At 61.3% G+C, this 23,671-nt stretch carries 10 protein-coding genes and 1 pseudogene; 7 read left to right on the top strand and 4 right to left on the bottom strand.

Going from position 1 to position 23,671, the window contains the following annotated elements; translation table 11 throughout:
- Positions 1-716: 716 nt before the first annotated feature.
- Positions 717-3,656, bottom strand: coding sequence for a bifunctional [glutamate--ammonia ligase]-adenylyl-L-tyrosine phosphorylase/[glutamate--ammonia-ligase] adenylyltransferase (glnE, locus tag J3P90_RS02390; RefSeq protein WP_434675777.1), 2,940 nt, complete (start codon positions 3,654-3,656; stop codon positions 717-719).
- A 382-nt stretch (positions 3,657-4,038) separates the two neighbouring features.
- Between glnE and aceE the strand changes: the two genes are divergently transcribed.
- From aceE to msrA, 5 genes and pseudogenes are all read left to right on the top strand, one after another.
- Complete coding sequence (gene aceE / locus J3P90_RS02385) at positions 4,039-6,684, top strand: pyruvate dehydrogenase (acetyl-transferring), homodimeric type (protein ID WP_420766140.1); 2,646 nt, start codon at positions 4,039-4,041, stop codon at positions 6,682-6,684.
- Between the two features lie 11 nt (positions 6,685-6,695).
- On the top strand, positions 6,696-8,342 hold the full coding sequence (aceF, locus tag J3P90_RS02380; RefSeq protein ID WP_434675776.1) for a dihydrolipoyllysine-residue acetyltransferase: 1,647 nt from the start codon (positions 6,696-6,698) through the stop codon (positions 8,340-8,342).
- Between the two features lie 294 nt (positions 8,343-8,636).
- A pseudogene (locus J3P90_RS02375) lies at positions 8,637-10,029 on the top strand (alkaline phosphatase D family protein).
- 193 nt (positions 10,030-10,222) lie between these two features.
- Positions 10,223-12,916, top strand: coding sequence for an EAL domain-containing protein (locus tag J3P90_RS02370; RefSeq protein WP_434675775.1), 2,694 nt, complete (start codon positions 10,223-10,225; stop codon positions 12,914-12,916).
- 84 nt (positions 12,917-13,000) lie between these two features.
- Positions 13,001-13,648, top strand: a complete 648-nt coding sequence (gene msrA, locus J3P90_RS02365; protein ID WP_420766136.1) for a peptide-methionine (S)-S-oxide reductase MsrA — start codon at positions 13,001-13,003, stop codon at positions 13,646-13,648.
- Between the two features lie 152 nt (positions 13,649-13,800).
- On the opposite strand, the gene J3P90_RS02360 is transcribed toward msrA, so the two are convergent.
- Entirely contained in the window at positions 13,801-14,640 is an 840-nt protein-coding gene (locus J3P90_RS02360) for a 23S rRNA (adenine(2030)-N(6))-methyltransferase RlmJ (RefSeq protein ID WP_434675774.1), read from the bottom strand.
- Positions 14,641-14,767: 127 nt separating this feature from the next.
- Entirely contained in the window at positions 14,768-16,804 is a 2,037-nt protein-coding gene (locus J3P90_RS02355) for a type VI secretion system tip protein VgrG (protein ID WP_434675773.1), read from the bottom strand.
- A gap of 262 nt (positions 16,805-17,066) precedes the next feature.
- Here J3P90_RS02355 and J3P90_RS02350 point away from each other — a divergent pair, with 262 nt between their 5' ends.
- Complete coding sequence (locus J3P90_RS02350; protein WP_434675772.1) at positions 17,067-17,567, top strand: DUF2165 family protein; 501 nt, start codon at positions 17,067-17,069, stop codon at positions 17,565-17,567.
- A 72-nt stretch (positions 17,568-17,639) separates the two neighbouring features.
- Here J3P90_RS02350 and putP read toward each other — a convergent pair whose 3' ends face one another.
- Positions 17,640-19,124 (bottom strand): sodium/proline symporter PutP, encoded by a 1,485-nt coding sequence (putP, locus tag J3P90_RS02345; RefSeq protein WP_420766132.1) that lies wholly within the window; start codon positions 19,122-19,124, stop codon positions 17,640-17,642.
- A 475-nt stretch (positions 19,125-19,599) separates the two neighbouring features.
- Here putP and putA point away from each other — a divergent pair, with 475 nt between their 5' ends.
- Entirely contained in the window at positions 19,600-23,553 is a 3,954-nt protein-coding gene (gene putA, locus J3P90_RS02340; protein ID WP_434675771.1) for a trifunctional transcriptional regulator/proline dehydrogenase/L-glutamate gamma-semialdehyde dehydrogenase, read from the top strand.
- Positions 23,554-23,671 lie beyond the last annotated feature (118 nt).

The raw sequence follows: 23,671 nt of genomic DNA, 5'->3' as shown, positions 1-23,671 counted from the left end.
GGTATCGCGAGCAAGCTCGCTCCCACAGGGGTTGCGCACAAGTATCCAATACCGTGCAGCACCGCCAATCAACTGTGGGAGCGAGCCCGCTCGCGATGGGGCCAGCACATCCAACGTCGATGTCGCCTGACCTACCGCTATCGCGAGCAAGCTCGCTCCCACAGGGGTTGCGCACAAGTATCCAATACCGTGCGGCACCGCCAATCAACTGTGGGAGCGAGCCTGCTCGCGATGGGGCCAGCACATCCAACATCGATGTCGCCTGACCCACCGCTATCGCGAGCAAGCTCGCTCCCACAGGGGTTGCGCACAAGTATCCAATACCGTGCAGCACCGCCAATCAACTGTGGGAGCGAGCTTGCTCGCGATGGGGCCACCACATCCAACGTCGATGTCGCCTGACACACCGCTATCGCGAGCAAGCTCGCTCCCACAGGGGTTGCGCACAAGTATCCAATACCGTGCGGCACCGCCAATCAACTGTGGGAGCGAGCTTGCTCGCGATGGGGCCACCACATCTAACATCGATGTCGCCTGACCCACCGCTATCGCGAGCAGGCTCGCTCCCACAGGGGTTGCGCACAAGTATCCAATACCGTGCGGCACCGCCAATCAACTGTGGGAGCGAGCCCGCTCGCGATGGGGCCAGCACATCCAACGTCGATGTCGCCTGACCCACCGCTATCGCGAGCAGGCTCGTTCCTACATTCGATCCTTCAACTCAGCCCCAGCTCTCGCCAGATCCGCATCACCTGTCGACGCTCATCCACGAACTGGTCGCCTGCAATCACCCCAGTGTCTTTCTGCAAGGCCTGGCGGTGGGCGGCGGAGCGGTAGGCCTTGTAGGCTTCGCGCAACAGCGTGGCATCCTCGGCAGGCATCAATCCGACCTCCTGCAATCCGTCCAGGATGCGGATGTTATCGGTGTAGCGCACCAGTGAAGGGTACGCCTCGGACCAGGCCAGGGCCGCGTATTGCACCATAAATTCAATATCGACGATACCTCCGGCGTCCTGCTTGAGGTCAAAGGGCGCCGTGGCTTCGAAGGCATTCGGCGCGGTCCCGGCGGCGGTGGCCTTGCTGCCAAGGTTGTCGCGCATCTTGGCGCGCATCTCGCTGACTTCCTGGCGCAGCGTCGGCAAATCACGGGTGCGTCCCAACACCTGGGCGCGGACTTTTTCGAACGCCTGGCCGACGTCCTGGCTGCCCACCAGCACTCGCGCACGCACCAACGCCTGATGCTCCCAGGTCCAGGCTTCGTTTTCCTGATAGCGGGCAAACGCTCCCAGGGAACTGACCAGCAAGCCCGACGCCCCGGACGGCCGCAGACGCATGTCCACTTCATACAACTGCCCGGAGTTCGTCTGGGCCGTCAACAAGTGAATGATCCGCTGGCCAAGCCGGGTGAAGAATTGAGCGCCGTCGATGGGTTTCGGGCCGTCGGTTTCAGCCTGCGGGTCGCCATCGTGGATGAACACCAGGTCCAGGTCGGAACCATGCCCCAATTCCAGGCCACCGACTTTCCCATAACCGACAATGATGAACCCCGGATCGCACGGGCTCCCATCGGTGCGCAACGGTACGCCATGCTTGGCGACTGTCTGGCGCCAGGCCAGGGCCAGCACCTGCTCGAGGATGGCTTCGGCCAGCCACGTCAGGTAGTCGCTGACTTTCATCAACGGCAGGCTGCCGGCGATTTCCGAGGCAGCGACGCGCAGGCGGTGGGCCAGCTTGAAATGCCGCAAGGCTTCCATCTGTTGTTCGAGATCGTCCTCGGGGATGCGCGTCAGCCGCTCGCGCAATTCCGCCGCCAGCTCAGGCGCCAACGGCGGCTTGAACAAACGGCCTTCGTTGAGCAACTCATCGAGCAACAGCGGAAAACGGGTGATCTGCTCGGCAATCCATGGGCTCGCCGCACACAACGTCAGCAAACGCCGCAACGCGCCAGGGTTCTCGGTCAGCAGCACCAGATAAGCCGAACGGCGGGCCACGGCTTCAACCAATGGCAATACCCGTTCCAGCACCAGGTCCGGATTGGCGTGCTCCACCGCCTGAGCCAACAGGCGCGGAATGAACGCATCCAGGCGCTCGCGCCCCAAACGTTGCATCGCGCGCAATTGCGGGCTGGCGCGCAAGGCAGCCAAGGCCCTCAGCGCCTTGGACGCATCGGTGAAACCGCCCGCCTCCAACTGGCGACACGCCGCTTCCTCATCCTGGCTGTCTTCCCACAGCGGCAGCCATTCTCCACCCACCGCGACTTCGCCTTCGCTGCCCTCATCTTCGTCCGGATCGGCGATGACCTGGCCGAAATGCCATGCCACGCGCCCACGCCAATGCATCAGCTGTTCGTGGAACGCCGACCAGTCGGCGAAGCCCAGCATGAACGCAATGCGCGCCTGATCCTGCGCAGTGTCCGGCAGCATCTGCGTCTGGCGGTCGGCAATGGCCTGGATCGCATGTTCGGTGTAACGCAGGAACTCATAGCCCTGGCGCAACTCGTCGATCACCTTGGACGGCAGGTAGCCCTGGCCCTCCAATGTGCCAAGCACCTTCAACAACGGTCGTTGCTGCAAGCTCAGGTCGCGACCGCCATGGATCAACTGGAACGCCTGGGCGATGAATTCCACCTCGCGGATGCCGCCCGAACCCAGCTTGATGTTGTCGGCCATGCCCTTGCGCCGCACCTCCTGCTGGATCAACTGCTTCATGGTGCGCAACGCTTCGATGGCGGAAAAATCCAGGTAACGGCGATAGACGAACGGGCGCAGCATGTCGAGCAGTTGCGCACCGGCCACCTGGTCGCCCGCCACCACCCGCGCCTTGATCATCGCGTAGCGTTCCCAGTCGCGCCCCTGGTCCTGGTAATACTGCTCCAGGGCATTGAAGCTCAGCACCAGCGCGCCGGCCGAGCCATAGGGACGCAGACGCATGTCGACACGAAACACAAAGCCATCGACGGTCATCGGATCGAGGGCCTTGATCAGGCGCTGGCCAAGGCGGATGAAAAATTCCTGGTTATCCAGCGGCCGCTTCGCGCCGACGGTTTCGCCGCCTTCGGGATAGGCGAAGATAAGGTCGATGTCCGAAGACAGGTTCAGCTCGACGGCGCCTAGCTTGCCCATGCCCAGGATGACCATCTGCTGCGGCTCGCCACTGCGCCGGCCGGTGGGTATGCCCAATTGCTGGCTCAGGCGTTGGTACAACCATCGATAGGCCTGGTCGATGCAGGTGTCGGCCATGTCCGAGAGATCGCGACAGGTCTGGACCAGGTCCGCCTGGCGGGTCAGGTCACGCCAAATGATGCGCACCTGCTGGCGGGTGCGCTGGCGACGCAGCACGCGACCCAACTCATCTTCGGTTTCGGCGGCCTGGACGGCGGCGCCGATCTGCGCGCACATTTCACCGGGGGCCAGGCTGCGGTCCAACTCGCCGCTGCGCACCAGCTCCAAGAGCATCGACGGGTCTCGTACACTTTGCTCAATGACAAAGTCGCTGGCCGCGACGACGCGATTGAACTCGGCCCAGCGCTGCGGCGTCCAGGCAGAGAGCCCATGGTCGTCGTCCAGAGTGGCGACCGCCGCGCGGAACGACTGCTCGGCCCGACTGACCAATGACTGGAGAATCGCCGGTATTTCGGCAAGCGAGGGCAGGCTCATGGTCTATCCTTGATCGGCGCGGGAAAGGCTAGATGTAGTGTTTTTTCGAATGCCACTACCTGATCGACTGTCGAACAAAGATGATAAATAGCTGATTTTCTGGTTTTATTGGCAGCCGGCATCAAGTTTTTACCTGTTCGAGTTGGCTAATGACCAACAGTAACGATTATTCTCACAACGAAACGAGGGGCCATAAGCCGCTCATGTGTAGTTTTACTACTCGTCTATACATTCGAAAGGCTGAAACGGCCAACGATTTGTAGTAAAACTACACGCCGCCGAGACAACCTTCGGCAATCCAAGAATTTATATCGTCTGCCCACAAGGCCAGTCGCAAACTCAGGCAACCGATTCTGGTAGCCTTTCCGCCCTGGAGCAAGCCATGCAAGACCTCGATCCCGTCGAAACCCAGGAATGGCTGGACGCCCTGGAATCGGTTCTCGACAAAGAAGGCGAAGACCGTGCTCATTATCTGATGACCCGTATGGGTGAACTCGCAACCCGCAGCGGTTCGCAACTGCCCTACGCCATCACCACGCCATACCGCAACACGATCCCTGTCACCCACGAAGCACGCATGCCTGGCGACCTGTTCATGGAACGCCGCATTCGCTCGCTGGTGCGCTGGAACGCGTTGGCCATGGTCATGCGTACCAACCTGAAAGATTCTGACCTGGGCGGTCACATCTCCAGCTTCGCCTCCAGTGCGACGCTGTATGACATCGGCTTCAACTACTTCTTCCAGGCCCCGACCGACGAACATGGCGGCGACCTGATCTACTTCCAGGGTCACGCATCACCAGGCGTCTACGCCCGTGCGTTCATGGAAGGCCGCATCACCGAAGACCAGATGAACAACTTCCGCCAGGAAGTGGACGGCAACGGCCTGTCCTCGTACCCGCACCCTTGGCTGATGCCTGATTTCTGGCAGTTCCCGACCGTTTCCATGGGCCTGGGCCCGATCCAGGCGATCTACCAGGCGCGCTTCATGAAGTATCTCGAAGCCCGTGGCTTCATCCAGCCAGGCAAGCAGAAAGTCTGGTGCTTCATGGGTGACGGTGAGTGCGACGAGCCGGAATCCCTGGGTGCGATCTCCCTGGCCGGCCGCGAGAAGCTGGACAACCTGATCTTCGTCATCAACTGCAACCTGCAGCGCCTCGACGGCCCGGTTCGCGGCAACGCCAAGATCATCCAGGAACTCGAAGGCGTGTTCCGTGGTGCCCAGTGGAACGTCAACAAAGTCATCTGGGGCCGCTTCTGGGACCCACTGCTGGCCAAGGACGTCGACGGCATCCTGCAACGCCGCATGGACGAAGTCATCGACGGCGAGTACCAGAACTACAAGGCCAAGGACGGCGCGTTCGTCCGCGAGCACTTCTTTAACTCGCCTGAACTCAAGGCGATGGTTGCCGACCTGTCCGACGACGAGATCTGGAAGCTCAACCGTGGCGGCCACGACCCGTACAAGGTCTACGCGGCGTACCACCAGGCGGTCAATCACAAAGAGCAACCGACCGTCATCCTGGCCAAGACCATCAAGGGTTATGGCACCGGTGCCGGCGAAGCGAAGAACACCGCGCACAACACCAAGAAGGTCGACGTCGAGAGCCTGAAGCTGTTCCGTGACCGCTTCGACATCCCGGTCAAGGACAGCGAACTGGAAAACCTGCCGTTCTTCAAGCCGGAAGAAGGCAGCGCCGAAGCCCGTTACCTGGCCGAGCGCCGCGCCGCCCTGGGTGGTTTCGTGCCGCAGCGTCGCGCCAAGAGCTTCAGCATCCCGACGCCGCCACTCGATACCCTCAAGGCCATCCTGGACGGCTCGGGCGACCGCGAAATCTCCACCACCATGGCTTTCGTGCGGATCCTGGCGCAACTGGTCAAGGACAAGGAAATCGGCTCGCGCATCGTCCCGATCATTCCGGACGAGGCCCGTACCTTCGGCATGGAAGGCATGTTCCGCCAGTTGGGCATCTACTCGTCCGTCGGCCAACTCTACGAGCCAGTCGATAAAGACCAGGTGATGTTCTACAAGGAAGACAAGAAGGGCCAGATCCTCGAGGAAGGCATCAACGAAGCGGGCGCCATGAGCTCCTTCATTGCCGCCGGTACTTCGTACTCCAGCCACAACCAGCCGATGCTGCCGTTCTACATCTTCTACTCGATGTTCGGCTTCCAGCGTATCGGCGACCTGGCCTGGGCCGCTGGCGACAGCCGTACTCGTGGCTTCCTGATCGGCGGCACCGCCGGCCGGACCACCCTCAACGGTGAAGGCCTGCAGCACGAAGACGGCCACAGCCACATGCTGGCCGGGACCATCCCGAACTGCCGCACCTATGATCCGACCTACGGCTACGAGCTGGCGGTGATCATTCAGGACGGCATGAAGAAGATGACCGAAGAGCAACAGGACGTCTTCTACTACATCACCGTGATGAACGAGTCTTACCAGCAGCCAGCCATGCCGGCCGGCGTAGAGGCAGGCATCGTCAAGGGCATGTACCTGCTCGAAGAAGACACCCGCGAAGCGGCGCACCACGTCCAGCTGATGGGCTCCGGCACCATCCTGCGCGAAGTGCGTGAAGCGGCGAAGATCCTGCGTGAAGAGTTCAACGTCGGCGCCGACGTCTGGAGCGTCACCAGCTTCAACGAACTGCGTCGCGACGGCCTGGCCGTGGAGCGCAGCAACCGCCTGCACCCTGGCCAGAAGCCAAAGCTGAGCTACGTCGAAGAGTGCCTGAACGGCCGCAAAGGTCCGGTCATCGCCTCTACCGACTACATGAAGCTGTTCGCCGAACAGATCCGCCAGTGGGTTCCTTCCAAGGAATTCAAAGTGCTGGGCACCGACGGTTTCGGCCGTAGCGACAGCCGCAAGAAGCTGCGTCACTTCTTCGAAGTCGACCGTAAGTTCGTTGTGTTGGCAGCCTTGGAAGCCCTGGCTGACCGCGGCGATATCGAACCTAAAGTGGTGGCCGAAGCCATCGCCAAGTTCGGCATCGATCCGGAAAAACGCAACCCACTGGACTGCTGAGGAGAATTTTCGTGAGCGAACTCATTCGCGTACCTGACATCGGCAGCGGTGAAGGTGAAGTAATTGAACTGTTTGTGAAGGTCGGCGACCGCATCGAAGCCGACCAGAGCATCCTGACGCTTGAATCGGACAAGGCCAGCATGGAAGTGCCTGCGCCGAAGGCCGGTGTCATCAAGAGCCTGAAAGTGAAGCTGGGCGATCGCCTGAAGGAAGGCGACGAGTTGCTGGAGCTGGAAGTCGAGGGCGCCGCCGCGGCGCCTGAAGCGGCCGCCCCTGCTGCTGCCCCGGCGGCGGCTGAAAAGCCTGCCGCTGCGCCCGCTCCCGAAGCGGCTCCAGCTCCGGCCGCTGCGCCTGCCGCCGCCACGGTTCAGGACATCCATGTCCCGGACATCGGTTCGTCGGGCAAGGCCAAGATCATCGAAGTACTGGTCAAGGCCGGCGACACCGTCGAAGCCGACCAGTCGCTGATCACCCTGGAATCCGACAAGGCCAGCATGGAAATCCCATCGCCGGCCGCCGGTGTGGTGGAAAGCGTCGAGATCAAGCTGGAAGACGAAGTCGGCACCGGTGACCTGATCCTGAAGCTGAAAGTGGCCGGTGCCTCGGCGCCTGCCGCGCCAGCCCCGGCTGCTGCGCCTGCTGCCAAGGCCGAAGCCGCCCCAGCGCCAGCGCCAGCCGCCGCCCCCGCCGCCAAGGCCGAAGCGGCTCCTGCCCCTGTCGCCGCGGTGCCTGCGCCTAGCGGTGCCAAGGTGCACGCTGGCCCTGCGGTGCGTCAGCTGGCCCGTGAATTCGGTGTCGAGCTGTCCGCCGTAGGCCCGAGCGGCCCTCACGGTCGTGTGCTCAAGGAAGACGTGCAAGCCTACGTCAAGGCCATGATGCAGAAGGCCAAGAACGCACCGGCCGAAGGCGCCACCGGCGGCGCGGGCATCCCGCCGATCCCGGCGGTGGACTTCAGCCGCTTCGGCGAAACCGAAGAAGTGGCCATGACTCGCCTGATGCAGATCGGCGCGTCGAGCCTGCACCGCAGCTGGCTGAACATCCCGCACGTGACTCAGTTCGACCAGGCTGACATCACCGAGCTGGAAGCTTTCCGCGTTGCGCAGAAAGCCGTGGCGGAAAAGGCCGGCGTGAAACTGACGGTCTTGCCGCTGCTGCTCAAGGCCTGCGCGCACCTGCTCAAGGAACTGCCGGACTTCAACAGCTCCCTGGCCCCAAGCGGCAAGGCTGTGATCCGCAAGAAATACGTGCACATCGGCTTTGCCGTCGACACCCCGGAAGGCCTGCTGGTACCGGTCATCCGCAACGTCGACCAGAAGAGCCTGCTGCAACTGGCTGGCGAAGCCGCTGCCCTGGCCGAAAAAGCCCGGAACAAGAAGCTCACCGCCGACGACATGCAGGGCGCCTGCTTCACCATCTCCAGCCTCGGCCACATTGGCGGCACCGGCTTCACGCCGATCGTCAACGCGCCGGAAGTGGCGATCCTGGGTGTTTCCAAGGCCACCATCCAGCCAGTCTGGGACGGTAAAGCCTTCCAGCCGAAGCTGATGCTGCCACTGTCGCTGTCCTACGATCACCGCGTGATCAACGGCGCCGCCGCAGCGCGCTTCACCAAGCGCTTGAGTGACCTGCTGGGCGACATCCGCACCATCCTGCTGTAATACCGAGCGGCCCTCCCTTGCGGAGGGCCGTTCGACTGCTGTTTTCCGAGCGCCACGCTCGTACCTCAACCCCGCCCGTTTGGCGGGGCTTTTTTTGCTCGGGCTAAAACCGTATTTCACTAACGGTTTTTCCTACCCACTTGAGCATAAAAGACTACTTGCTCTGGTAGTCGTTGCCCACAACTACCGCCCCCTGCCCTACCGATATTTAACCTGCTTGCGGCTTTAGCATGAATCCAGCGCGCCCAACAACTTTGGCGCTGACGAAAATATAAACTTCGAATGGATTCGAACATGTTAAAGCCAACGGTTGGCCCTATTATTGGCCACACGACGACCCACCACGCTCGCATCTTTCTACGAGGCGATGGGAACACCGACAATCCTTTATTCGCCGGTATCCGCTACCGCCGAAAAGGCGATACGGCCTGGTCCAGGGGACAGTTCATCCGACTGGTTTCTTATCGCGACTTAGCCGGTGTCATCGTATTGAAGGGCCTTGAGCCCGACACCTTCTATGAATACCAGGCCGGCTGGAAAAGCACATTGAGCCCGGCGCACACTCCAGAGACCATACTGGAGCTGCCGCTGCAGTGGCCCAAGGAGATTTACCAGTTGCGCACGCCCTCCAGCGAGACCGACGCCCCACGCAGCTATATCGTCGGCTCGTGTCGATACCTGCGCATTACCGCGGGTGTCCCTGGCGACACCGGAACGGGGGGATCGCACATTCGCGGGTATCAACCGAATCGTGGAGCGAGCCAACCCACCCATCAGCGCAGTAGTGATGACCGGCGACCAAGTGTATCTCGACGACCTGAATTTCATTGCGCCGGACCGCAACCTCAAGGACATGTTATTCAAGTATCGAACTGCCTTTTCCCAACCCCATATTAAAAAACTGATGTCCAGCGTGCCGACTTACATGATGCTCGACGATCATGAAATAAAGGACAACTGGCCCGCCAAGAAGAATCACCAAGACGAAACTCTCTATACAAACGCTCTTGATACATACGAGCTTTATCAAGCCAGTCACAGCCCGGCCCATGAACTTCTGGATGACGGCACGTTAAGGCCACTCACTCGCTACTGGTATACATTTGCCCATGGCAATACAGGATGGTTCGTTACCGACAGCCGGACTCGACGCAACCTGTCGGCAAACAACCGGCGCATCCTGGATGAAGAACAGGAACATTCGCTGCTGACATGGCTGATCGACAGCCCCTACCGGGTCAAATTCGTCGTCACCGGTGTCATGTTCTACCCCGACCGCAAATTCAACGCAGGGGATGCCTGGCAAGCGTTTCCAGAGCAACGGCTACGCTTGCTTGAAACCATCCGCAGCCATCGGATCAAGAATGTGATCTTCGTCTCTGGTGACGTGCACGGTTCCCTGACGAGCATGCTGACCCACAGCCAGGATCCTGACTTCCAAATCCACACAGTCGTCTCGTCGCCATTTTGCAACAGCAGGCTGTTGCCTTACGCCAATGCCTCGACTTTTATTCCCGGCAAACCCATGGCTCGGGCTCCAAGCGGTGAGTATCAATACGAGCTGACCGGCAAGGTGATCAGCCAGGACAACTTTGCCCAGCTGAAAGTCACGGCCCAGAGCGTTCAAGTGACGTTTCATGACCGTGACGGAGATCCCTTGGAGGTCGTCGACATACCGTTGCGCTGAGCTTGCGTAGCCCAGGGAACACCTCTGATCGGCCGACAACTGGAGAAATCCCCTCGTCGGCCGATAAAAGGTTTATAGCACTTGGCCTTCATGTCTCTTGTCAGCCAGTGCCGCAATGATGCAACCTTGCGGCAATCCGTAATAACGAGGGCGTCAGCCCGGCGCGATCAGCATTTTCGAAGCGAGTCTCCCCATGAAAAGCCAACCCGATGCCGCCAGTCGTATGGCGGCCGAGGTAGTGACGCAGTTACCGGTGCCCTCGCGGCTCGGTATGCTGCGTTTCGAACGGCTGAATGAAGCAAGCTGGGCGTTGCTGTTCCTCGATCCAAACTGCGAACGCTACTTCGGCCTGCCGGCCGTTGAGCTTTGCTCGCTGGTCAGCTCTCCCTTCGCCAGCCTGATGGAGCCTGAAGCGCGCTATCAGTTGCATGACGCGATCCAACAGCAGTTGGCCCAGGCGTCCCACTATCTGATCCGCTACACACTGCACACCGCCAAAGGGCCGATGAACCTGCTGGAGACCGGTGAAGCCTACAGGCAGCACAATCGCCATCTGCTGCGCGGCTATCTGATGGTGGTGGACGACCTGCTGCAGGACGGGCCATCCATGCCTGCCGTGGACCTGGAAACCCAGAACTCCAGGCTCCAGATCGCCCTGGAATTGAATCAACGCGCGCAGCAGGAGCAACTCCAGCACCTGGACCGGGTCCGCGCCCAGCAAGACCTGATCCTGTTGTTGACTCGCCAGCGCTACAGCGCCAACAAATCCCTGCAAGAAGCCGCCGAGCTGATTACGCGCAGCGCGTGTGACATCTACCAGATCGATTGCGCGAGCATCTGGAATCTGGAGGATGGCAAGCTGCTGCCGATCTCCGCCTATAATCGCGCCTCCCAGGAACATTTCCTGCCAAAGGTGATCAACGCCAGCGAATTTCCAGACTACATGGAAGCGTTGCAGACCTGCCGCGCCATCGATGCCCACAACGCGATGCGCGACCCTCGCACGCGGGAATTGGCCGAGAACCTCCGGGCCCGGGACGTCAATGCCATCCTCGACGCCAGCATCCGTATCGACGGGCAAGTCGTCGGGGTGCTCTGCCTGGAGCAAGTAGGCGCGACCCGCGCCTGGCAGTCGGACGAAATCGCCTTCGCCGGCGAACTGGCTGACCAATTCGCCCAGGTCATCAACAACCACAACCGCCGCACCGCCACCAGCGCCCTGCACCTGTTCCAGCGCGCCGTGGAACAGAGCGCCAACGCGTTCCTGCTGGTCAATTGCGACGGTGTGGTGGAGTACGTCAACCCAAGCTTCACCGCCATCACCCAGTACACCACCGAAGAAGTTCACGGCCAGCGCCTCTCGGAACTGCCGGCCCTGGAGAACCTCAGCGAACTGCTGTTCGATGCGCCATCGGCCCTGGCCCAGAGCAACAGCTGGCAGGGCGAATTCAAGAGCCGACGCAAGAACCTCGAACCCTACTGGGGCCAGTTGTCGATCTCCAAGGTCTATGGCGACAACCGCGAGCTGACCCACTACATCGGCATCTACGAAGACATCACCCAGACCAAACTGGCCCAGCAGCGCATCGAACGCCTGGCGTACACCGACAACCTGACCAACCTTGGCAACCGTCCGGCTTTTATCCGCAACCTGGATGAACGCTTCGCCCGCGACAGCAATTCGCCCATCAGCCTGCTGCTGGTGGACATCGACAACTTCAAGCGCATCAACGACAGCCTCGGCCATCAGACCGGCGACAAACTGCTGATCAGCCTGGCCCGGCGCCTGCGCAATAGCCTGAGCTCCAGCGGCAGCCTGGCGCGCTTCGCCAGTAACGAATTTGCGGTGCTGCTGGACGACACCGACCTTGAGGCCGGCCAACAGATCGCCAGCCAGCTGCTGATGACGCTCGACAAGCCGATGTTCGTCGATAACCAGTTGATCAGCGTGACCGGTTCCGTGGGCCTGGCCTGCGCGCCTTTGCATGGCCGCGACCCACAGACCCTCATGCGCAACGCCGGCCTCGCTCTGCACAAGGCCAAGGCCAACGGCAAGCACCAGGTCCAGGTGTTCACCGAGGCGCTGAACGCCGAGGCCAGCTACAAGCTGTTCGTGGAAAACAACCTTCGACGCGCCTTGACCCAGAACGAACTGGACGTGTTCTACCAGCCCAAGCTGTGTCTGCGCAGCGGTCGCTTGCTGGGCATGGAAGCGCTGCTGCGCTGGAATCATCCGGAAAAAGGCATGATCCGTCCTGACCAGTTCATCAGCGTGGCCGAGGAAACCGGCCTGATCATCCCCATCGGCAAATGGATCGCCCGCCAGGCCTGCCGCATGAGCAAACAGCTGACCGCGGCTGGCCTGGGCAATCTGCAAGTGGCGATCAACCTGTCGCCCAAGCAGTTTTCCGACCCGGACCTGGTGGCCTCGATCGCCAGCATCCTCAAGGAAGAACAATTGCCCGCGCGGCTGCTGGAACTTGAACTGACCGAAGGCCTGCTGCTCGAAGCCACCGAAGACACCCACCTGCAACTCGAACAGCTCAAGCGCCTGGGCCTGACCCTGGCGATGGATGACTTTGGCACCGGTTATTCATCCCTGAGCTACCTGAAGAAATTCCCGATCGACATCATCAAGATCGATCGCAGCTTTATCCATGAAATCCCGGACAACCAGGACGACATGGAGATCACCTCCGCGGTGATTGCCATGGCCCACAATCTGAAGCTCAAGGTCGTGGCCGAAGGCATCGAGACCGCCCAGCAGCTCGCCTTCCTGCGGCGCCACCGCTGTGACGTCGGCCAAGGCTACCTCTTCGACCGGCCGATCCCCGGCGCAGAGCTCGTCGAGAAGCTCAAGCGCTACCCGCGCGGTCCGCTGGTCTGACAGCCGCTTATAGCTTGCAGCGGCTTTTGTGAGGCACACTGACGGTCTATTTCGCTCAACTCAATCTGACTGAGAGGACTGATGATGGTCTTGCGCTCGGAAATTCTGGTGAACAAAAACGTGCTTCCTACTCCCGATCAAGCTCTCCCTGGCCGTGAAACCCCAATGGCCGTGCCGGAAAAACACTTTGTCCTCGACGCGCCGCTGTTGGGCCCATTCGTCACCAATGTGGACTTCGCCATCTTCGGCCTCGGCTGCTTCTGGGGCGCGGAGCGCAGGTTCTGGCAACGTGAAGGCGTCGTCAGCACGGCGGTGGGTTATGCGGGCGGCTTTACGCCTAACCCGACGTATGAAGAAGTCTGCTCGGGCCTGACCGGCCACAGCGAAGTCGTGCTGGTGGTCTACGAGCCGGAGAAAGTCAGCTATGACGACTTGCTGAAGATGTTCTGGGAATTGCACAACCCGACCCAGGGCATGCGCCAGGGCAACGACATCGGCACCCAGTACCGCTCAGTGATCTACTGCACCACGCCCGAGCAACTGGAAGCGGCGAAGAAGAGCAAGGAAGTGTTCCAGGCTGAGCTGGGCAAGGCCGGGCTGGGAGAAATCACCACCGAAATCGACGAAGCGCCGACGTTTTACTTTGCCGAGGCGTATCACCAGCAATACCTGGCGAAGAACCCTGAAGGCTATTGCGGGATTGGCGGCACGGGCGTGACCTGCCCGATCTGACGGTCGGGCCCTGAAAAGCTTCGCGAGCAAGCTCGCTCCCACAGGGGCCCGGGGCGGACACAGATGTCGCGTACACCTCGACACCCCATGTGGGGGGCGGGCTTGCTCGCGAAGGCGTCCTGCCTGACGACCTGAATGCATCGGCTCAGCGATCAGCTTTCAGCAATCAACCAATCCATCTGCCACCCACCCTGGGTCTGCCCAAGTTTCCTGGACAACCACGGCAGCAGCTCGCGCAGTTCCTCCTCAAGCCCCCACGGCGGGTTGGCAATGGCCAGGCCCGAGCCGTTCAGGCTGTTGGGCGTGGCCAGCGGGTGCACCAGCAACTCCACCCGCAACAATTTAGGCGCGCCCGTGCCGGCCAAGTCCTGGTAGAAACGACGCAACATGCGCTGGTCCTTTACCGGGTACCAGATCGCCGCCACGGTCTGGCGCATCCGACTGACGGCTTCCTTGAGCGACGCGGCGCAACGCTGCATCTCATCCAGCTGTTCGAACGGCGGATCGATCAACATCAGAGCGCGCTTCTCTGCCACCGGCAACAACGCACGAGGAACATGCCAGCCTTCGCCCAAGTGGACCGCCACGCGACGGTCGCCCTTCATGTTGTCCTTGAGCAGCACGCCGTCCTCCGGATGCTTCTCGTTGAGCAATACTCGGTCCTGCGGTCGGGTCAGGCGCCGTGCAAACTCCGGCGAGCCCGGGTAATAGCGCAACTGGCCGTCCGGGTTCATCTCGCGCAGCACCTTCATGTAATCGGCGGTCAGGGGCGGGAGGTCGTCCTGGTCCCACAACCGTGCGATGCCTTCCAGGTATTCACCGGTACGGCTGGCCTGGTCGCCCTGCAAGTCGTAAAGCCCGATGCCTGCGTGGGTATCGAGGTAGGCGAAGGGCTGCTCCTTGCGCGACATCAAGGCGATGAGGCGGGTCAAGGTCAGGTGTTTGAACACATCGGCGTGATTGCCGGCGTGGAAGGCGTGGCGATAATTCATGGCGGCTCCTGCGAAGGGCGACGAGTTTACCTCGAAGCGCGCCCAACGTCAGGGGTTGGCGGCCGAGTGGACGAACAGCGCCCCGTAGCGAGGGAGCTTGCTCACGCTGCACTGCGCATCTCTGAACTTATCTCCCAAGCGCAGCCAACGGCACGGCACAGGAACCCTCCTTGCAGCGTTCGCACTCCTCACAGAACGGCGCAGGACTTTTCAAACTGAGTATTTGCGCCAATGACAGCGGTGGCGCCAGCGCGGCGGCAAGTTTATCCGGAGCGCCCGCTGCAACGGGTTCGGCGCCCATCGCCACCATCGGCGCGCCGCCGACCTGGATGGGTACGCTGCTGAAGATTCCGCCCGGTCCGATGTTGATCCAGTGCCCGCCGGCCTGGATGGTCGCAGTGGCGCCGCCCTCCAGCACGATCTGTTGGCCGGCGCTGACATGAAACCGCCCAGCAGCGCTCAGGGCCTGGTTGGCGACGCGGATATGCCGGTCGCCCGTCACCATCAGGTGATCGTCCTGGCGAACTTCGACCTGCCGTCGCCCCCGGGTGATGCGCTGCTCGCCGTCCTTGAGTTCGTGCCGGGACAAGCCGGCAACGAAGATGCTGCGCTCATGATCGACCTGCACGCGCTGGTCATGCAGCACATGCTGGGTCCAGTTGCGCTGGGCTCGAAGGTAGATCTCCTCGGCGCCCTTGCGGTCTTCGATGCGCAATTCGTTGTAGCCGCCACCACCGGGGCTGCTCTGGCTGCGCAGGATACTGCGGGTCTTGTCGGCCGGCAGGTCGAGCGGCAGCGGGTTGGCGCCGTTCGGCAGGCAACCGACCACCAGCGGTTTATCGACGTCGCCGTCCATGAACCCGACCAGCACCTCCATTCCGACCCGAGGAATCATCACACTGCCGTAACGATCGTGCGCCCAGCCGGTGGCCACGCGCAGCCAGCAGCTGGAATGCTCATCACCTGCACCGTCGCGATCCCAGACCAGTTGCACCTTGACCCGCCCGAACTCATCGCAATGGATCTCGCTGCCCACCGGTCCGGTCACTACCGCTGACTGGTAGCCACTGATCGACGGCTTCTTGTGCTGCAAAGGCGGACGGAAAAAAACGTCCCAGGGCGTCGCCAGGAAGGTATTGCCGTAGCCCTGGAATTCACCCGGGCCGACCGAAGCGTTCTCTTCCAGCACTTGCGGCTGCCGGCCACGGTGATCGACCTGCGTCAACAGCCAGAGATCATTCCATTGCGGGCGGGGATGCTCCTCGATGCGCATGAAATGTCCGCTGGCGAAAGCGCTGTCGTCACTGCTGCCCTCCGCCAAAAGGTGGTCCGCGCCGTGTCGCTCGAGGGAACGTCGGGCCAGGTGGCTGCCATCGGCACGGTCGATGAATTGGCCGGGATATTGATAATCCTCAAGCGAAGCTGGCGCTTGCCCACCGAGACCGGCTTGCAGCAGCAGGCCAGGCTTGCGGAAGTCATAGTCGCGTAGCGTCACCGCAGTGGTTCGCGCCTGGTGCCGTACCGCCAGGCGCTTGATGGCCGGCGCAGCGCCAGCCATCCCGCTGCCCGGCAGGTATAGTGTCGACTCGGGTAAACGCTTGAACATCGTCTGGTCGTCGCCAAACACCAGCAGATGCCCGTCAGGGCTGTGCTGGAAGTGGTAATGGATGCCGACCTCGGCACATAGCCGCTCGATGAAGTCCAGATCGCTTTCACCGTACTGCACGCAATATTCACGCTCGGGGTATTGCCCACCCAGACTGAACTGGAATGCATCGGCCAGGATGCCATGATCCTTCAGGACGAGGCCAACGATGGCGGGCACACTCAGATGCTGGAAAATTCGCCGGTTGATGCGGTGGCGCAAGTACGCCAGGCGTGGCACGAGGGTGATCTGGTAACGGGTCAGGCGCTTGCCCGAGTCGCCTTGGGCCACGCTGTAGACCTGGCCATGTATCCCACCGCCGCAGCGATCGAAACCCAGGTAAGCCTGGCGATGCAGAAGGTCCTCCAGCACCAGGTCGGGCCGATCGCTGACCAGCTCCAGATCAAAGCAATAGGGTTGGCTGATGGCTTCCTTGCCCTTGAACTCAAGCACCTTGAGGTCATTTGGCCCGCTGTCGAACGCCAGCGTGAAACGTGGTGAATTGGCAGGCGCGAACATCCGATGTGCCTCTGCTGAATGAGACGGGCGATTCTGCACGAGCCACTGGCAGTGTTGATCCATTGTCAGGAAAAACAGATTTCCCCTACACCCAAGAGTCAAAAAGCTGCAAGGCACGCTGCATTTTCCGATGGACAATCCATACACCGCGATCCTGAAAGCCTTCGTACGAAGTAATCAGCTGCTTCTTACACAGCGACCGGCCTCCTATCGCGCAAAGGCGTGATAACGTCGTTTGGTCGTAAAAGCCAAGGACGCAACCATGACCCTCCGCTATACAAAAATCGCCATGATCCTGGCGCTTGCCGCCTTCGCCTTCCTGACCGTGTTCAACAACGTCACGGACTACAGCTCCAACTTCAATTTCGTCCAGCATGTGCTGAGCATGGACACCACCTTTCCCAACAACGCCGCCCGATATCGGGCCATTGACAAGCCCTGGATGTGGCACGGGGCTTATGGGCTGATCATCCTCGGCGAAGCAATCACCACCGTGCTGCTGGCCTATGGCGGGCTGACACTCTGGCGGGCACGCAGGGCGGATGGCCTGGCTTTTAATCGGGCAAAAAAATGGGCCATCGCTGGGCTGACGGTCGGATTCTTCGTCTGGTTTTTCGGCTTCATGGTTGTTGGCGGCGAGTGGTTCCTGATGTGGCAATCCGAGATCTGGAATGGCCAGGATGCCGCGTTCAGGTTCTACATGGCGCTGCTGGGCGTACTGATTTTTCTCAACCAGCCCGACACCTTGGACCCTCAGCCATAAAAAACGGCCCGCTCCAATGGAGGCGGGCCGTTTTTACTGTTTTGAGCGAGCCATTGCAGGCTCGCCAAAGCCTTACTGGTTCAAGCGGAAATCTTTCTCAGCCGCTTCGAAGCGCTGCAGCATGCCGGTGGTAGGCGTGCCCATCTTGCTGACGAAGTAGATGGCCAGGCTGGCGAAAATGAAGCCCGGAATGATTTCGTACAGACCCAGCAGCTCGAAATGCTTCCAGACCACCACGGTGATCGCACCGACCAGGATACCGGCCAAGGCGCCGTTGCGAGTCATGTTCTTCCAGACCACGGAGATCAGGACCACCGGACCGAAGGCGGCACCGAAACCGGCCCAGGCGTAGCTCACCAGGCCCAGAACGCGGTTTTCCGGATTCGCGGCCAGGGCGATGGCGATCAGGGCCACCAGCAGCACCATGGCACGGCCGACCCAGACCAGCTCTACCTGGGAAGCGCTCTTGCGCAGGAAAGTCTTGTAGAAGTCTTCGGTCAGGGCGCTGGAGCACACCAGCAACTGGCAGCTCAGAGTGCTCATGACTGCCGCGAGGATGGCCGACAGCAGTACACCGGCAACCCATGGGTTGAACAGGATTTTCGCCAGCTCGATGAATACACGCTCAGGGTTTTCGGTCACTGGACCGGCCACCTCTGGGTTAGCCGAGAAGTACGCGATACCAAAGAAGCCAACGGCAACGGTGCCACCCAGGCACAGGATCATCCAGGCCATGGAGATGCGACGCGCCTTGGCGATCGACTTGACCGAATCCGCCGCCATGAAGCGCGCCAGGATGTGCGGCTGGCCGAAGTAGCCCAGGCCCCAGCCCATCAGCGAGATGATCCCGATGAAGGTGGTGTTTTTCAGCATGTCGAACGAAGTCGCGTCTTTCGCTTCGATCGCCAGGAAGGTGGTATCCACGCCGCCCGTGGCCAGCAGCACGATGATCGGCGTCAGGATCAGCGCGAAGATCATCAGCGTGGCTTGTACGGTATCGGTCCAGCTGACCGCCAGGAAACCACCGATGAAGGTGTAGGCGATGGTCGCGGCAGCACCGGCCCACAGCGCGGTCTCGTAGGACATGCCGAAGGTGCTTTCGAACAAGCGTGCACCGGCCACGATGCCGGAAGCGCAATAGATGGTGAAGAATACGAGGATCACCACCGCAGAGATGATCCGCAGCAAGCCACTGGTGTCTTCAAAACGGCTGGAGAAATAATCCGGCAGCGTCAACGCATCGCCATTGTGCTCGGTCTGGACCCGCAGGCGACCGGCCACGAACAGCCAGTTCAGGTAGGCACCGATGATCAGGCCGATGGCGATCCAGCTCTCCGACAGGCCGGACATGTAGATTGCACCGGGCAAACCCATCAACAACCAGCCGCTCATGTCGGAAGCGCCGGCAGAAAGCGCCGTCACGACACTGCCCAGGCTGCGACCGCCCAGGATGTAGTCGGAAAGGTTGTTGGTGGAGCGATAAGCCATCAGGCCGATCAGGACCATGGCTGCGATATAGATCACGAAGGTGATCAGGGTGGGATTGCTAACACTCATGAGTTACGCCCTGGCTTTGTTTTTATGGTGCGGTGGCAGTTGAAAGCGTCGACAACGCGAACGTTGTGCGGACGTTTTGTGGACCCGCGAATTTATGACTGATGTTTCCCCAGGAAAGCCATCAGCCGATGCAGCTCGACCCGGTTTTTGTACCCAGAACCGGTTGCACCTTGGCCGCGAATGCTATTCAACAATCCAAATAAGGTGCAACCAGTTTCGTTCAAATAAGTTGCACCCAGTCGGAATAATCGTACGGATGGCAATTATTGCCCGCTATTGGTGCATCGAAGGAAGCTTTTGCAAGATTTTTCGCACCAAACAGGTGCTCTCATGAAAGGGACTACAGACCATCCGGATGAACTGCTCATAATTTCGACAAAAAACCGGTTGCACCCGGTTGCACCTCCCCCGGCTCGCAGCTAATCTTGCCGCCAGCTGATGCCACGCGGTACGTGGCAAACATGAGGATAAAAATATGGCTACCACCACCCTTGGGGTCAAACTCGACGACCCGACCCGCGAACGTCTCAAGGCGGCCGCGACTTCGATTGATCGCACGCCGCACTGGCTGATCAAGCAGGCAATTTTCAATTACCTGGAGAAACTCGAGGGTGGTGCAACCCTGACCGAGCTAAACGGTTCAAGCCGCGCCGACAATGACGATGCCGGCGAAGTCCAAGCGGACCACGCTCATCAATGCTTCCTGGAATTCGCCGAGAGCATCCTGCCGCAATCGGTCCTGCGCGCCTCCATCACCGCCGCTTACCGTCGCCCAGAGCCGGAAGTGGTGCCGATGCTAATCGAGCAAGCGCGCCTGCCGGCCGAAATGGCCGAAGCCACCAACAAGCTGGCGGCTTCTATTGCTGAAAAGCTGCGTAACCAGAAGAGTGCCGGCGGTCGTGCCGGTATTGTTCAGGGCTTGCTGCAGGAATTTTCCCTGTCGTCCCAGGAAGGCGTGGCACTGATGTGCCTCGCCGAAGCGCTGCTGCGTATCCCGGACAAGGGCACTCGCGACGCGCTGATCCGCGACAAGATCAGCACCGGCAACTGGCAGCCGCACCTGGGCAACAGCCCGTCGCTGTTCGTCAACGCCGCTACCTGGGGCCTGCTGCTGACCGGCAAACTGGTCGCCACCCATAACGAAGCGGGCCTGACCTCGTCCCTGAGCCGCATCATCGGCAAGAGCGGCGAGCCGATGATCCGCAAGGGCGTCGACATGGCCATGCGCCTGATGGGCGAGCAGTTCGTTACCGGCGAAACCATTGCCGAAGCCCTGGCCAACGCCAGCAAGTTCGAATCCAAGGGTTTCCGCTATTCCTACGACATGCTGGGTGAAGCCGCACTCACCGAGCATGACGCCCAGAAGTACCTGGCCTCGTACGAACAGGCTATCCATTCCATCGGCAAAGCGTCTCATGGCCGTGGGATTTATGAAGGCCCGGGCATCTCCATCAAGCTCTCGGCCCTGCACCCGCGCTACAGCCGCGCCCAGTACGAGCGGGTGATGGACGAGCTGTACCCGCGCCTGCTGTCGCTGACTCTGCTGGCCAAGCAATACGACATCGGCCTCAACATCGACGCCGAAGAGGCCGACCGCCTCGAACTGTCCCTGGACCTGCTCGAGCGCCTGTGCTTCGAGCCGCAATTGACCGGCTGGAACGGCATCGGCTTTGTGATCCAGGCGTACCAGAAGCGTTGCCCATACGTAATCGACTATGTGATCGACCTCGCCCGTCGCAGCCGTCACCGCCTGATGATCCGCCTGGTAAAAGGCGCGTACTGGGACAGCGAGATCAAGCGCGCCCAGGTCGAAGGCCTGGAGGGCTATCCGGTGTACACCCGCAAGGTTTACACCGACGTTTCCTACATTGCTTGCGCACGCAAATTGCTGTCGGTGCCAGAAGTCATCTACCCGCAATTTGCCACGCACAACGCCCACACCCTGTCGGCCATCTACCACATCGCCGGTCAGAACTATTACCCGGGCCAGTACGAGTTCCAGTGCCTGCACGGCATGGGTGAACCGTTGTACGAGCAAGTTGTAGGTAAAGTCTCCGAAGGCAAGCTGAACCGTCCGTGCCGTGTGTACGCTCCGGTCGGCACCCACGAAACGCTGTTGGCCTACCTGGTGCGTCGCTTGCTGGAAAACGGCGCCAACACCTCGTTCGTCAACCGCATCGCCGACCAGTCCATTTCCATTCAGGAATTGGTGGCCGATCCGGTGGCAAGCATTGAGCAGATGGCTACCCTGGAAGGCGGTTTTGGCCTGCCGCATCCACGCATCCCGCTGCCACGCGACCTGTACGGCAGCGAACGCGCCAACTCCAGCGGCATCGACCTGGCCAACGAACATCGCCTGGCCTCGTTGTCCTGCGCCCTGCTGGCTACTGCTCACAACAACTGGAAAGCCGCGCCGATGCTCGGTTGCGCCGCCAGCGAAGAAGCGCCGGCGCCGGTGCTGAACCCGGCCGATCATCGCGATGTGGTCGGTCACGTCCAGGAAGCCACGGTCGAAGACGTCGACAACGCCATCCAATGCGCCCTCAACGCCGCGCCAATCTGGCAGGCGACGCCACCGGCCGAACGCGCCGCCATCCTCGAGCGCGCCGCCGACCTGATGGAAGCCGAGATCCAGCCGCTGATGGGCCTGCTGGCCCGTGAAGCCGGCAAGACCTTCGCCAACGCCATCGCCGAAGTACGCGAAGCCGTGGACTTCCTGCGTTACTACGCGGTGCAGGCCCGCAACGATTTCACCAACGATGCCCACCGCCCACTGGGTCCAGTGGTCTGCATCAGCCCGTGGAACTTCCCGCTGGCAATCTTCAGCGGCCAGGTCGCCGCCGCATTGGCCGCCGGCAACCCGGTACTGGCCAAGCCCGCCGAGCAGACCCCGCTGGTAGCGGCCCAGGCTGTACGCCTGTTGCTGGAAGCCGGTATTCCGGAAGGCGTCCTGCAATTGCTGCCCGGTCGCGGTGAAACCGTTGGTGCCCGCCTGGTGGGTGACGATCGCGTCAAAGGCGTGATGTTCACCGGCTCTACTGAAGTCGCCCGCCTGTTGCAGCGCAACATCGCCGGGCGCCTGGACAACCAGGGCCGTCCGATCCCGCTGATCGCCGAGACCGGCGGCCAGAACGCTATGATCGTCGACTCCTCGGCGCTGACCGAACAAGTGGTCATCGATGTGGTGTCTTCGGCCTTCGACAGCGCCGGCCAGCGTTGCTCGGCCCTGCGCGTGCTGTGCCTGCAGGAAGATTCCGCCGACCGCGTCATCGAAATGCTCAAGGGCGCCATGGCCGAATCGCGCCTCGGCAACCCGGAGCGTCTGTCGGTGGACATCGGCCCGGTGATCGACGCCGAAGCCAAGGCTGGTATCGAGAAGCACATCCAGGCCATGCGCGATAAAGGTCGCACTGTGTACCAGATGGCGATTGCCGACAGCGACGAATGCAAGCGCGGCACCTTCGTGATGCCGACGCTGATCGAGCTGGAAAGCTTCGATGAGCTACAACGGGAGATCTTCGGCCCCGTGCTGCACGTGGTTCGCTACAAGCGCAAGGAGCTGGACCAGTTGATCAACCAGATCAACGCCTCCGGCTACGGCCTGACGCTGGGCGTGCACACCCGAATCGACGAGACCATCGCCAAGGTGATCGACAACGTTCATGCCGGCAACGTCTACGTGAACCGCAACATCGTCGGTGCGGTGGTCGGTGTGCAGCCGTTCGGCGGCGAAGGCTTGTCGGGCACCGGTCCGAAGGCCGGCGGCCCGCTGTACTTGTACCGCCTGCTGTCGACCCGTCCTACCGATGCGATCCAGCAATCCTTCGTACGTGGCGACGCCCTGGCCGCGCCAGACCTGCGCCTGCGCGACGCCATGAGCAAGCCGCTGACCGCCCTGCAAACCTGGGCCGACAGCCAGAAGCTTGCCGAACTGAGCGCCCTGTGCGTGCAGTTCGCCGCCCAGTCGCAAAGCGGCATCACCCGCCAGCTCACCGGCCCGACAGGCGAACGTAACAGCTACGCCATCCTGCCCCGCGAGCACGTGCTGTGCCTGGCGGATGTGGAAGGCGACTTGCTTACACAACTGGCAGCCGTACTGGCCGTCGGCGGCTCGGCCGTGTGGCCGGAGTCCGACACCAGCAAGGCCGTGTTCGGACGCTTGCCGAAGGAAATCCAGGCACGCATCCAGCGCGTTGCCGACTGGACCAAGGACGACGTGCTGTTCGACGCCGTCCTGCATCACGGCGATTCGGATCAACTGCGCAGTGTCTGCCAGCAAGTGGCCAAGCGAGCCGGTGCCATCGTCGGCGTGCATGGCTTGTCCCAAGGCGAAACCAACATCGCGCTGGAGCGCCTGGTCATCGAACGGGCACTGAGCGTCAACACCGCCGCGGCCGGTGGTAACGCCAGCCTGATGACCATCGGTTAAACCGCCATATACCAGGCATCTGCAATAGGTGCCTGGTCGTCGAAATCCCTGTGGGAGCGAGCTTGCTCGCGATAGCGGTGTGCCAGTTGAAATCATTTCTGACTGACCCACCGCTATC

This window comes from Pseudomonas sp. D3-10, from assembly GCF_051132175.1.
Taxonomy (GTDB): Bacteria; Pseudomonadota; Gammaproteobacteria; order Pseudomonadales; family Pseudomonadaceae; genus Aquipseudomonas.
Note: the sequence above shows the minus strand (reverse complement) of the source record. Positions and strands in the feature narration are given on the sequence as shown.